An 11503-nucleotide genomic window follows, 5' to 3' on the forward strand; every position below is an offset into this window, starting at 1 on the left:
ACGGGAGCCGTCCGCTCCCCTTCAGTAGGTCATTTGTCCCGGACCCTTGACTCACTCCCCCGGCACCGCGATCCTCGGCAAGCCCGGTACATCCCCACCGAGCGGAGGCATCGCTGCCCATGACTCGTTCCCACTCACGCGGGAGCGGCGGCCGGTCCGCCCTCCTGGCCCTGTTCCTCTCCCTGGCCGCCGTCCTCTTCGGCTCCGCCCCGGTCCCCGCCGCCGGCGGCGGTTCGTGGTGGGAGCCGGTGTCCCGTCCCGCCACCGACTCGCAGATCGACGTCACGGGCGCGCCGTTCACCGGAACGGACGCGCGGGGGAAGGTGCGCGGGTTCGTCGACGCGCACAACCACCTGATGGCCGGCGAGGGCTTCGGCGGCCGGCTCATCTGCGGCCGGGCGTTCGCCGAGGGCGGCGCCGCCGAAGCGCTCAAGGACTGTCCCGAGCACTATCCCGACGGCTCCGGCGCCCTCTTCGAGAACATCACGGGCGGCTCCGACGGCCACCACGACCCGGTCGGCTGGCCCACGTTCAAGGACTGGCCCGCCCACGACTCCCTCACCCACCAGCAGAACTACTACGCCTGGGTCGAGCGCGCCTGGCGCGGCGGGCAGCGCGTGCTCGTCAACGACCTGGTGACGAACGGCCTGATCTGCTCGATCCTGCCCCGCGACCGGGGCTGCGACGAGATGGACTCGATCCGTCTCCAGGCCCGCAGGACGTACGAACTCCAGGACTACGTCGACCGGATGTACGGCGGCCCGGGCAAGGGCTGGTTCCGGATCGTCACCGACGCCGCGCAGGCCCGCTCGGTGGTCGGGCAGGGCAAGCTCGCGGTGGTCCTGGGCGTGGAGACCTCGGAGCCGTTCGGCTGCAAGCAGATCCTCGACGTCGCCCAGTGCGACAGGGCGGACATCGACCGCGGCCTCGACGAGCTGTACGGGCTCGGGGTGCGCAGCATGTTCCTGTGCCACAAGTTCGACAACGCCCTGTGCGGCGTCCGCTTCGACGAGGGGGCCATCGGCACGGCGGTCAACATCGGCCAGTTCCTGTCGACCGGCACCTTCTGGGCCACCGAGAAGTGCGCGGGCCCGCAGCACGACAACCCGATCGGCCTGGCGGCGGCCCCGGTGATGGCGGCGAAGCTGCCGCCGGGGGTGAGCGTCCCCTCGTACGCCTCCGACGCCAGGTGCAACACCCGGGGCCTGACGAGGCTGGGCGAGTACGCCCTGCGGGGCATGATCGACCGGGGCATGATGCTGGAGCTGGACCACATGAGCGTCAAGGCCGCGGGCCGGGCGCTCGACGTCCTGGAGTCCGAGGAGTACCCGGGCGTCCTCTCCAGCCACAGCTGGATGGACCTCGACTGGACCGAGCGGGTCTACCGCCTGGGCGGTTTCGTCGCCCAGTACATGCACGGCGCGGAGGGCTTCGTCGGCGAGGCGGGCCAGAAGGCCGCGCTCCGCGCCGAGTACGGGGTCGGGCTCGGCTACGGCACCGACATGAACGGTGTCGGCGGCTGGCCCGGCCCGGTCGGAACCGGCGCGCCGAACGCCGTGACGTACCCCTTCCGCAGCTTCGACGGCGGAGCGGTGCTCGACCGGCAGGTCACCGGGCAGCGCACCTGGGACCTCAACACCGACGGCGCCGCGCACTACGGCATGGTCCCCGACTGGATCGAGCAGATCCGGCTCACCGCCGGCGGCCCGGGCGTCGTGGACGAGCTGGCCTCGGGCGCGGAGTCGTACCTGACCACGTGGAAGGCGACCGAGGACCACGAGCCGGGGGTGAACCTGGCGGCGGGCGCGCCCGCGTCGGCCAGCTCCTCGGAGTGGAACCCGTTCACCAGCTACGCGCCGGGCCGGGCCGTCGACGGCGACACCGGCACCCGCTGGGCCAGCGGCTGGTCGGACGACCAGTGGCTGCGGGTGGACCTCGGGTCGGTCCGCCCGGTGGGGAGGGTCGTCCTCGACTGGGAGGGCGCGTACGCCCGCCAGTACCGGATCGAGCTGTCCGACGACGGCGCGGTCTGGCGGACGGTGTGGTCCACGGTCGCCGGGAACGGCGGGTACGACACGGCGGAGTTCGCGTCGCAGCCGGCCCGCTACGTGCGCGTCCACGGCGAACGGCGGGCGACCACGTGGGGGTACTCGCTCCACGAGGTCGCGGTCCACAGGGCCTGAGGGCCCGTACGCGCGGGGCCGGCCGGACCGGGGACGGGGTCCCGGCCGGCCCCGCAGGCGCGGGGAGGGGTGGGACCGGCGCCCCTCCCCGCGCGCCGTTTCCCACCCCTTCGTCCCGTGACGGCCCCGGTGCGGGATCATGGAGTCCGGAACCCCGAAGGGACGGAACGGACGATGAGGCACCGCAGTGTCGCGGACCTGATGACGCCCACCGCCGTCGCGGTGCAGCGCGGGACGTCGTTCAAGGAGATCGCGCGGCTCCTCGACGAGTACGGCATCACCGCGGTCCCGGTGGTCGACGACGAGAACCGGCCGGTGGGGGTGGTCTCCGAGGCGGACCTGCTGCGGCGGCACACGGTGAAGAACGGGCCGAGCACCGCCGAGGCCATGATGACGAGCCCGGTCGTCACGGCCCGGCCCTCGTGGACGGCGGTCGAGGCGGCGCGGCTGATGGAACGGCGCCGGGTGAAGCGGCTGCCCGTCGTGGACGCGGAGGGGCGCCTGATCGGGGTGCTCAGCCGGAGCGATCTGCTCCAGCTGTTCCTGCGCCGGGACCGTTCCCTCCAGGAGGAGATCCGCGAGGACGTGATCGTCCGCATCCTGCGCCTCTCGCCGGCCGCCGTGCACATCGACGTCGACGAGGGCCGGGTGACGCTGAGCGGCACGCTGGAACGCGCGGAGCTGGGGCCGATCCTGGTCCGTCTCTGCGAGACGGTGGACGGGGTCGTGGAGGTCGTGGACCGGATGGTGTGCGAGGACGCCGGGGGCGCCGGCTGAGGAAGCCGGCCGGAGCGCGGCCCGGCGGCACGGCCGGGCCGCGCCGCCGGAGGACCGCCTTCCACCCGGCCGGGCGTTCCGTCAGGACACCGCCTCGGGCCAGCCGTATCCCGGGCCGGTGCGCCGGGGCAGGGTCCCGGCGCCCGCCGCCTCCATCTCGCGGCCGGCCTCCCTCATCAGGTTGCCGGCGAGGTCCTTCATCGCGCGGCTCGCGGCCACTTCGTCACCGATCGCCGGGACGTCGGCGTCCGCCGGGTCGCGGCGGGCGGAGCCGTGTCCCGTGACCGTCGAGGTCCCGGTGTCCAGCCGGGCCTCGGCCCTGGTCCGGTCGCCCTCCTCGACCAGTTCCAGTCCGACCGTCCACTCCAGAGTGCGGGTCATCGGTCTGCCTCCTCGCGCCGTCGGCCGCGCGGAACCGGCGCGCGGCCCTTCCGTTGCTTCCAGCATCCTCCGGTGGGGGCCGTGACGCACGGGGGCGGCGCCCGCGCCCGCCGGCCGTGCCGCGCGGTGCCGCCCCCGCCCGGGCGGGTCCGTCCGCCACCGGCCGGCACCCGCCCGGCGGCCGGTGCGGACCGGTGGGGGCGGTCGGTACGGACCGGTGCGGACAGTCGGCACGGACCCGTACGGACGATCGGCACGGACCGGTACGGACGATCGGTACCGACCGGTACGAACGATCGGTACCGACCGGTATAACCGGAGCATGATCTACCACATCGTTCCGCTCCGTGACTGGTCGGCCCGGCCGGAGCAGCCGTACGCCCCCTCGTCGCTGGCCGAGGAGGGCTTCGTCCACTGCGCGCCCGACGGGGCGACCGCGCTCGCCGTCGCCGACGCCTTCCACCGTTCCTCGCCCCGGCCGCTCCTGACGCTCGTCCTGGACGAACGCCGGCTGACGGCCAGGACGGAGTGGGAGGAGGCCTCCGCCGCCCCGCCGCCCGGCGTCCCCGACGGCACCCGCTTCCCCCACGTGTTCGGGCCGCTCGACCGCGAGGCCGTCGAACGGGTCCTGGAGGTCACCTGGGACCGGGACGGCCGGGCGGCGGGGCTGGTGGAAAGGGGCTGATCCGGGACGACCGGGACGGCGGAGCGGTCGCGCGGGCCCACCCGCGTCCGTCCCGCCCGCCCGGGGCCGCCGTGCCACCGGGCCGCGGCACACGCCCGGCTCCGAATGCCTGTTGTGGGCCGGTGCCCTGCGTGTTCTCTCGGTCGTCCGGTCCGCGGTGCGCGAGCATACGAAAGCCGACACGAACCCGCTCGCCCCGGCGGAACCGGCCGGGTGTTTCCGGCCACCGGGCGCCACGGCGCGTGACGGGTGCGGGTCGCAGTGTTCGACGCAAGGACATCGGGACAGGAAGAAGGACGCACGTGCCCGGCAGTGAAAGCGAGAACCCGGCCATCCCCTCCCCGACCCCGGAGCCGACCCGGCCCCGGACGAACCGGGACTGGTGGCCGAACCAGCTCGACCTCCAGGTCCTCCACCAGCCCTCGCCCCGCTCCGATCCGATGGGGGAGGACTTCGACTACGCGGCGGAGTTCGCGACCCTCGACCTCGAGGCGCTGAAGCGGGACCTCTTCGAGGTGATGACGGCCTCGCAGGACTGGTGGCCCGCCGACTACGGCCACTACGGGCCGCTCTTCATCCGCATGAGCTGGCACGCCGCCGGGACGTACCGCATCGCCGACGGCCGGGGCGGCGGCGGCTCCGGCGCACAGCGCTTCGCCCCCCTCAACAGCTGGCCGGACAACGCGAGCCTCGACAAGGCGCGCCGGCTGCTCTGGCCGGTCAAGCGGAAGTACGGCCGGAAGATCTCCTGGGCCGACCTGCTGGTGTTCGCCGGCAACTGCGCCATGGAATCCATGGGGTTCAAGACGTTCGGGTTCGGTTTCGGGCGCGAGGACATCTGGGAACCGGAGGAGATCTTCTGGGGCCCCGAGGACACCTGGCTCGGGGACGAGCGCTACAGCGGCGACAGGGAGCTCTCCGGTCCCCTGGGCTCCGTGCAGATGGGCCTGATCTACGTCAACCCCGAGGGTCCCAACGGGAATCCCGACCCGCTGGCCGCCGCCCGGGACATCCGGGAGACGTTCGCGCGCATGGCGATGAACGACGAGGAGACCGCGGCGCTCATCATCGGCGGTCACACCTTCGGCAAGTGCCACGGCGCGGTCGACCCCTCGTACATCGGGCCGGAGCCCGAGGCCGCCCCCGTCGAGCAGCAGGGCCTCGGCTGGCGGAACACCTGCGGCAGCGGCGTCGGCGGCGACGCGCTCACCAGTGGCCTGGAGGGCGCGTGGACCACCGCGCCGACGCGATGGGACAACGGGTACCTGGACAACCTGTACCGGTACGACTGGGAGCTGACGACGAGTCCGGCCGGGGCGAAGCAGTGGACGCCCGCGGACCCGTCGGCGAAGGACACGGTGCCCGACGCCCACGACCCGGCGAAGCGGCACGCGCCGATGATGCTGACCACGGACCTCGCGCTGAAGCTGGACCCGGTCTACGGGCCGATCACGAAGCGCTTCCACGAGCACCCGGACGAGCTCGCGGAGGCGTTCGCCAAGGCCTGGTACAAGCTGCTGCACCGCGACATGGGCCCCCTCTCGCGCTACCTCGGACCGTGGGTCCCCGCTCCGCAGCTGTGGCAGGACCCCGTCCCCCCGGTCGACCACGAGCTGGTCTCGGACGAGGACGTCGCCGCCCTCAAGGAGAAGATCCTCGACTCGGGCCTCTCCCTCCCCCAGCTGGTCACCACCGCGTGGGCGGCGGCGGCGAGCTTCCGGGGCACCGACAAGCGGGGCGGGGCCAACGGGGCGCGCCTCCGCCTCGCGCCGCAGCGGGACTGGGAGGTCAACGACCTGCCCGAGGTGACCGGGACGCTGCGGACCCTCGAAGGGATCAAAGCGGAGTTCGACGGCGCGCGGGACGGGGGGAAGAAGGTCTCCCTCGCCGACCTGATCGTCCTGGGCGGGTGCGCGGCCGTCGAGCGGGCCGCGCGGAACGCCGGCCACGAGGTCACCGTCCCGTTCCGGCCGGGGCGCACCGACGCCTCGCAGGAGCAGACCGACGTGGAGTCGTTCTCCGTGCTCGAACCCAAGGCGGACGGCTTCCGCAACTACCTGCGTGCCGGGGAGAAGCTGTCGCCGGAGACCCTCCTCCTCGACCGTGCCGGCATGCTGACGCTGACCGCGCCCGAGATGACGGTGCTGGTCGGCGGCATGCGGGTCCTGGACACCGGTTTCGCGGGGTCCCGCCACGGCCGCCTCACCGACCGGCCGGAGGCGCTGACCACCGACTTCTTCGTGAACCTGCTCGACATGGGCACGGAGTGGAAGACGTCGGACACGGACGAGAACGTCTTCGAGGGGCGCGACCGCGCCACCGGGGAACTCCGGTGGACCGCCACCCCCGTCGACCTCGTCTTCGGGTCGCACTCCCAGCTCCGCGCCGTCTCGGAGGTCTACGCCGCCGAGGACGCGGGCGAGAAGTTCGTGCGTGACTTCGTGGCGGCGTGGGACAAGGTGATGAACCTCGACCGGTTCGACCTCGCCTGAGCCCGGCGTCCCGTCCCGGCAGGCCGTTCACCGGCCGGCCGGGACGGCGGCGTACCGCGGTGCCGGTGCGCCGCCCCTCTGTCTGGTAAGGCGATTGCCGGGTAACCGGGTCCCGTACGGACGACGCGGGCAGCCTTCGAAGGAGTGACGAGAGTGACGGTCAAAGCGATGGGGTGGGCGCATTCGTTCCCCGTTTCCGGGGGCGTGCAGGCGGGTCGGCAGTGGACGAGGCGGCACCTCGCCGCCCTTCCGTGGGCGGCCCGGGAGCCGGACACGGTGGACGCCGTCGTCCTGACCGTCTCCGAGCTGCTCACCAACGCCCACGTCCACGCGCACAGCGACGCGCAGCTCGTGCTCACCTGGGACGGCGACTGCCTCCACATCAGCGTCCACGACGAGGACCCGGCGCTGCCCCGCCCCCGCGACCCGGACAAGGACGCGCTCTCCGGCCGGGGCGTGAACATCGTCCGGGCCCTCGCCGACGAGTGGAGCATGCGCTGCCAGCGGCACGGCAAGACCGTGACGGCGTGCTTCCGCCCGGCGGAGTCCTCCCTCGACACCCCGCCGGACGGGAACGGTCCGTCCGGCGACGACATCCCGTCGGACGGGGACGGCCCGTCCGGAGCCCCGGCCGGCGGGGCCTCCCCCACCGGCCGGTAGCGTCCGGCCCGGATTCCGTCCCTCCGCCCCCGCCCCGGGGCCGCACGGGAGGACGGCCCCGGGGTCCCGCCCGTCAGGGTTTGTTGGCGAGGGCCCCGAGGTACTGGTTCACCTGCTCGAGACGTGTGTCCACGCTGCCCACCCGCTCGGACACGGACCTCAGTTCGTCACGGACCGCCAGCAGGGCGAGGACCACCGCCTTCGCCGAGGGGTCGGACACGTCCTCCAGGGCCGCCCGGGCCGCGTCTGCCGCCGGAACGGGTCGGGATGCCTGTGCCATGGCTGCGCCTCCTGACCGGCCGCCCATCGGCCGTCGCCGTACGTGTGCCCCGAAATCCCCCGTACGGACAGCCGATCGCCCGGCCGGGGCCGGTTCTCGCCGGTCCTACGGCACCGACGCCGTCCTCCGTACCGCCCGTCCCGCCCGCACCCGGCGCACGACACCCGCCGGGTCGTTGTCGCGCTGGAGGAAGGGGAGGGTGATGTGCCACCAGTCGGCGAGGCGGTCGGCGACCAGCTGGCGGCCCTCCAGCGCCTCGGTGAGGGTGCACAGCCCGAAGAAGGCGCGGACCAGGGCGGGGGCGATGACGGTGGGGCGGGCGTGGGGGGCGAGGTGTCCGGTGGCACGGGCCTGGGCGAGGAGGCGGATGGTCGCGGTGGTCCACAGGGCGAAGGGGTCGGGCAGGGGCGCGTCGATGGTGTCGCGTTCCGCCCAGAGGCGTGCGCCGGCGCGGGCGACGGTGTCCTCCGTGAGGGCGTGCGCGATCTCGAAGCTGAGGGAGACCAGCCGGTCGAGGGGCGGTACGGAGCGGTCCGCGTACCGCGCGGTCAGATGGGGCCAGGTGGCGAACGCGTCCTCGACCACGGCGAGCGCGAGTCCCTCCTTGCTGGCGTAGTGGAAGTACACGGCGCCGCTGGTCCGGCCGGACCTGAGACTTATGTCGTTGACGCTGGTACCGGCGTACCCCTGCTCGGCGAAGAGGCAGGCGGCCGCCTCCAGTAGTGCCCTGCGGGTCGCCCTGGCCCGTTGCTGCAACGTGCTGCCCACTTTCGCTCGGCGTTCTCGTGACGACCGAGAAGGTAGTGCGCCCGCGCACGCCGGTGATAATCCGTCGTCCCGCGCGAGGTCATGGCTCTTCCGTTCGAGCGCTCACTCCCCCGGGTGACTCTCCCCTCTTCTCCGGTGCGCCCGGCGGCCGTTCGGGTGAACGCGACGGTCTCGCGTCGCCCCCCTGCCGGTTGCCGTGCGCATATGCGCCAACCGGGCGGCACACAAGCGGTTTTGGCACGGAACGAGAGGAAGCCGGCGGGGACGCGGGGGGCCGCCCATTACCGCCTCCCCGTCGAGCCTGTCGAGCACTCGAAGTAGTGATTGCGTCACGGACGGTCACGAAAATAACGTAACCATGATGATGTTTCCCGTTTGAGGCGGTATGGACGGGACGTCCGTGCCCCGCGAGACGGTGCCGGATCCCGTCGCGCCGTTCCGCCGGGCGGGAGACCCCCGACCCATCCGAACCGGTCGCGCCACGAGCGCGACCGTCCCCTCCCCGGAGGCCCCATGACCACCCAGACGCATCCGCTTCTCAGCTGGTCCCCCGAAGCCGTCGTCCTCGACTGCGACGGCACCCTGATGGACAGCGAACGCCATTGGCAGGACGCCCGGAACCGTGCCTTCCGCGACTTCGGGCTGACGCCTCCGCCCGGGTTCGCCGACCGCGCCAAGGGCGTGCACTACGTCGACTGCGGGCGGCTGATGGCCGAGGAGACGCAGAAGCCGGACCTCGCCGACGAGCTGGCCCGTTCCCTGCTGGAACACTTCCTCGCGCTGGTCGCCGACGACCCCGTGACCATGCCGGGGGCGGCCGAGTTCGTCCGCCTCCTCTCGGGACGGCTGCCGCTGGCGGTGGCCAGCAACTGCCCGCTGGAGGCCGTGGAAGCGAGCCTCGGCCGTGCCGGCCTGCTGCGCCACTTCGCCCATGTGGTCGTCCCGACGGAGACTCCCGGCCCGTCCTCCCCGGGGAGCTCCGGCCCGGCCCCCGCGGAGACCGCGCCGGACGGACCGGGCGCGCCGGACGCCGTCGTTCCGGGGGTGGTGCGCCCCAAGCCGTGGCCCGACGTGTACGCGACCGCCGCCCGGCTCTGCGGCACCGAGCCGGAACGGGCCCTGGCGGTGGAGGACTCGCTGACCGGGATCGAGTCGGCCCGCAGGGCGGGGCTGCGGGTCCTCGGGGTGGGACCGCGACCGGGCGAGGAGGACGCCTCCCGCGCCGACCTGTGGGTGACCACGCTGCACTCGCCGGTGCTCCTGGCCTGGGTGCGGGGGCAGGTGCCGCGGCAGGCGGACGCCCCGGAGGGGTGACCCCGGACCCGGACCCGCCCGCCTCCCGGAGGCGGAGCCGGAGACGGATCGGCGGGCCGCCCCCGCCTCCGGGACCTACGAGGCGTTCACGTACGGGGTGAGGTCCTGGACGACCCCGGCGGCCGAGGCGAAGAGGAGGGCGACCCCGACGGCCCCGGGGTCGGGGACGCCGGCCGCGCGTTCGCCGACGTAGCTGGAGCGGCCCATGCGGGCGCGGAGCCGGGCGGTGTCGCGGACGCCCTGCCAGGCGGCCCCGGCGGCGGCCTCCAGGGCGTCGGCCGGCGGGGTCCCACCGGGCAGCGCCTCCAGCGCCGCGACGGCGGGGGCGAGGGCGTCGACCAGGGTCTTGTCCCCGGGCGCGGCCTCGCCGACGCGGCGGATGGCGGCCAGTCCCTCCGCGGCCCCCCGGGCGAGAGCGGGGGTGGTGGGGCCCCCGGCGGCGACGGAGGCGGCGAGCGACTGGAGCAGCAGGCCGAAGAGGGGCCCGCTGGTGCCGCCGACCTCGTCGAGGAAGGCGGTGGCCGCCGCCTCCAGGGCCTCCGCGTCGCCGGGGGCGCCGAGGGCGTCGAGCCGGACGAGGGCCGCGGCGGTGCCGGCGGACAGGTTGGTGCCGAAGTCGCCGTCGCCGACCCGCTGGTCGAGGGCGGTGAGCTGGGCCTCGGTGGTGCGGGCGGTGTCGGCGAAGCGGCGTATCCAGGCGCCGGCGGAGAGTGCCTCGTCGGTGGTGGTCAAGGGTCTGCTCCCGTTCTGCCGGCCGGACGAACCGGGCGGGGGTGGGGGGTGCGGGTCGCCGGGCCGGGGCCCGGGGGCCGCCGGACGGGTCCGGTTCACCAGCGCAGGGCGGCGGTGTGCACGGACGCGTCGTAGAAGGCGAGGTCGGCCGGTTCGGCGAGGAGGACGGTGAGGGAGAAACCGCGCATGTCGAGGGCCGTGACGTAGTCGCCGACCAGGTTGCGGGCGAGGACGACCTCCCGGGCGTCGAGGACCCGGGCCAGCTCGCCGTGGGCGGCGTACAGCTCCAGGGGGGTGACCGCGCCCAGCCCGTTGACCAGGGTGATGACGGTGGCGCCCGGCTCCGGGGCGAGGGCGTCGAGGAGTTCGCCCGCCATCCGTTCGACCAGGGGGGCGAGCGGGTCGTGGCGGGTGGTCGACCTGGCCCGCTCGCCGTGGATGCCGACGCCGTACTCCAGTTCGCCGGCGGCGAGCCGGAAGGCGGGCTCGCCCAGGGTGGGGGCGGTGTGGGCGGCGGAGGCGACGGCGAGGGTGCGGCAGCGGGCCGCGAGGCGGGTGCCGAGCTCCTGGAGTTCGGCGAGGCCGAGGCCGCTGTCGGCGGCGGCGCCGAGGATCTTCTCGACGAGGACGGTGCCGCCGGTCCCCCGGCGGCCGGCGGCTATCTCCTCGGAGTCGGAGGCGAGGTCGTCGTCGACGAGGACGCGCGCGCAGGGCACTCCCCGGTGGGCCAGGCGCTCGGCGGCGATGCCGAAGTTGATGCGGTCGCCGGTGTAGTTCTTGACGATGTGGAGGACGCCCTCGTCGCGGGCGGCGGCGAGCGAGCCCTCGTAGACCTGGCGGTTGTGCGGGGAGGCGAAGACGCGGCCGGGGCAGGCGGCGTCGAGCATGCCCCGGCCGACGTACCCGGCGTGCATCGGTTCGTGCCCGGCGCCGCCGCCGGAGAGCAGGCCGACCCGGCGGCCCGGGGAGGCGGCACGGGCGAGGAGGAACCCGTGGTCGGGGTCGAGGGTGAGCAGGTCCGCGTGGGCGCGTGCGAAGCCCGCGAGCGCGTCGGACACGAGGGTGTCGGCGCTGTTCTCGAAGTACGAGGCCATCGGAGTCCTCCGTCGTCGAGGGCCGCGACCGGACCGGGGGTGGGGGGGGGGGGGGGGGGGGGGGGGGCGGGGGGGGGGCGGGGGCGCCCCCCCCCCCGCCCCCCGCCCCCCCCCCCCCCCGGCGCGGCGGCGCGCGC

11 protein-coding genes are annotated in these 11503 nt (G+C 74.4%); 6 read left to right on the plus strand and 5 right to left on the minus strand.

The window, feature by feature from the left end; all coding sequences use genetic code 11:
* The first annotated feature begins 119 nt into the window (after positions 1-119).
* Together ACZ3IL_RS27955 and ACZ3IL_RS27960 are read left to right on the plus strand one after the other, a co-directional pair.
* The gene (locus tag ACZ3IL_RS27955; RefSeq protein WP_467394739.1) at positions 120-2183 is read left to right on the plus strand and encodes a galactose-binding domain-containing protein; all 2064 of its coding nucleotides are present in this window, start codon (positions 120-122) and stop codon (positions 2181-2183) included.
* Positions 2184-2357: 174 nt separating this feature from the next.
* On the plus strand, positions 2358-2960 hold the full coding sequence (locus ACZ3IL_RS27960) for a CBS domain-containing protein (protein ID WP_467394741.1): 603 nt from the start codon (positions 2358-2360) through the stop codon (positions 2958-2960).
* An 81-nt stretch (positions 2961-3041) separates the two neighbouring features.
* Here the strand turns inward: ACZ3IL_RS27960 and ACZ3IL_RS27965 are convergent, their stop codons facing one another.
* A complete protein-coding gene (locus tag ACZ3IL_RS27965) occupies positions 3042-3341 on the minus strand; it encodes a DUF1876 domain-containing protein (protein ID WP_467394743.1) in 300 nt (99 codons plus the stop codon).
* A gap of 322 nt (positions 3342-3663) precedes the next feature.
* On the opposite strand from ACZ3IL_RS27965, the gene ACZ3IL_RS27970 reads away from it, so the two are divergent.
* From ACZ3IL_RS27970 to ACZ3IL_RS27980, 3 genes are all read left to right on the plus strand, one after another.
* Entirely contained in the window at positions 3664-4026 is a 363-nt protein-coding gene (locus tag ACZ3IL_RS27970; RefSeq protein WP_467394745.1) for a DUF952 domain-containing protein, read from the plus strand.
* A gap of 302 nt (positions 4027-4328) precedes the next feature.
* Complete coding sequence (gene katG, locus ACZ3IL_RS27975; RefSeq protein WP_467394747.1) at positions 4329-6518, plus strand: catalase/peroxidase HPI; 2190 nt, start codon at positions 4329-4331, stop codon at positions 6516-6518.
* 153 nt (positions 6519-6671) lie between these two features.
* Complete coding sequence (locus tag ACZ3IL_RS27980; RefSeq protein WP_467394749.1) at positions 6672-7178, plus strand: ATP-binding protein; 507 nt, start codon at positions 6672-6674, stop codon at positions 7176-7178.
* Between the two features lie 73 nt (positions 7179-7251).
* On the opposite strand, the gene ACZ3IL_RS27985 is transcribed toward ACZ3IL_RS27980, so the two are convergent.
* Together ACZ3IL_RS27985 and ACZ3IL_RS27990 are read right to left on the minus strand one after the other, a co-directional pair.
* Positions 7252-7458 (minus strand): hypothetical protein, encoded by a 207-nt coding sequence (locus tag ACZ3IL_RS27985; protein ID WP_467394751.1) that lies wholly within the window; start codon positions 7456-7458, stop codon positions 7252-7254.
* 105 nt (positions 7459-7563) lie between these two features.
* Complete coding sequence (locus tag ACZ3IL_RS27990) at positions 7564-8226, minus strand: ScbR family autoregulator-binding transcription factor (RefSeq protein ID WP_467394753.1); 663 nt, start codon at positions 8224-8226, stop codon at positions 7564-7566.
* Positions 8227-8739: 513 nt separating this feature from the next.
* Between ACZ3IL_RS27990 and ACZ3IL_RS27995 the strand changes: the two genes are divergently transcribed.
* On the plus strand, positions 8740-9540 hold the full coding sequence (locus tag ACZ3IL_RS27995; RefSeq protein ID WP_467394755.1) for an HAD family hydrolase: 801 nt from the start codon (positions 8740-8742) through the stop codon (positions 9538-9540).
* Positions 9541-9615: 75 nt separating this feature from the next.
* Here the strand turns inward: ACZ3IL_RS27995 and dhaL are convergent, their stop codons facing one another.
* Complete coding sequence (gene dhaL, locus ACZ3IL_RS28000) at positions 9616-10272, minus strand: dihydroxyacetone kinase subunit DhaL (protein ID WP_467394757.1); 657 nt, start codon at positions 10270-10272, stop codon at positions 9616-9618.
* Between the two features lie 95 nt (positions 10273-10367).
* A complete protein-coding gene (locus tag ACZ3IL_RS28005) occupies positions 10368-11366 on the minus strand; it encodes a dihydroxyacetone kinase subunit DhaK (protein WP_467394759.1) in 999 nt (332 codons plus the stop codon).
* Positions 11367-11503 lie beyond the last annotated feature (137 nt).

Source organism: Streptomyces sp. NPDC014907, assembly GCF_055562975.1.

Excerpts from the sequence above, each read along its gene's own strand:
- ACZ3IL_RS27955 (WP_467394739.1), top strand. The coding sequence starts at position 120 with ATGACTCGTTCCCACTCACGCGGGAGCGGCGGCCGGTCCGCCCTCCTG.
- ACZ3IL_RS27960 (WP_467394741.1), top strand. The coding sequence starts at position 2,358 with ATGAGGCACCGCAGTGTCGCGGACCTGATGACGCCCACCGCCGTCGCG.
- ACZ3IL_RS27965 (WP_467394743.1), bottom strand. The coding sequence starts at position 3,341 with ATGACCCGCACTCTGGAGTGGACGGTCGGACTGGAACTGGTCGAGGAG.
- ACZ3IL_RS27970 (WP_467394745.1), top strand. The coding sequence starts at position 3,664 with ATGATCTACCACATCGTTCCGCTCCGTGACTGGTCGGCCCGGCCGGAG.
- ACZ3IL_RS27985 (WP_467394751.1), bottom strand. The coding sequence starts at position 7,458 with ATGGCACAGGCATCCCGACCCGTTCCGGCGGCAGACGCGGCCCGGGCG.
- ACZ3IL_RS27995 (WP_467394755.1), top strand. The coding sequence starts at position 8,740 with ATGACCACCCAGACGCATCCGCTTCTCAGCTGGTCCCCCGAAGCCGTC.
- ACZ3IL_RS28005 (WP_467394759.1), bottom strand. The coding sequence starts at position 11,366 with ATGGCCTCGTACTTCGAGAACAGCGCCGACACCCTCGTGTCCGACGCG.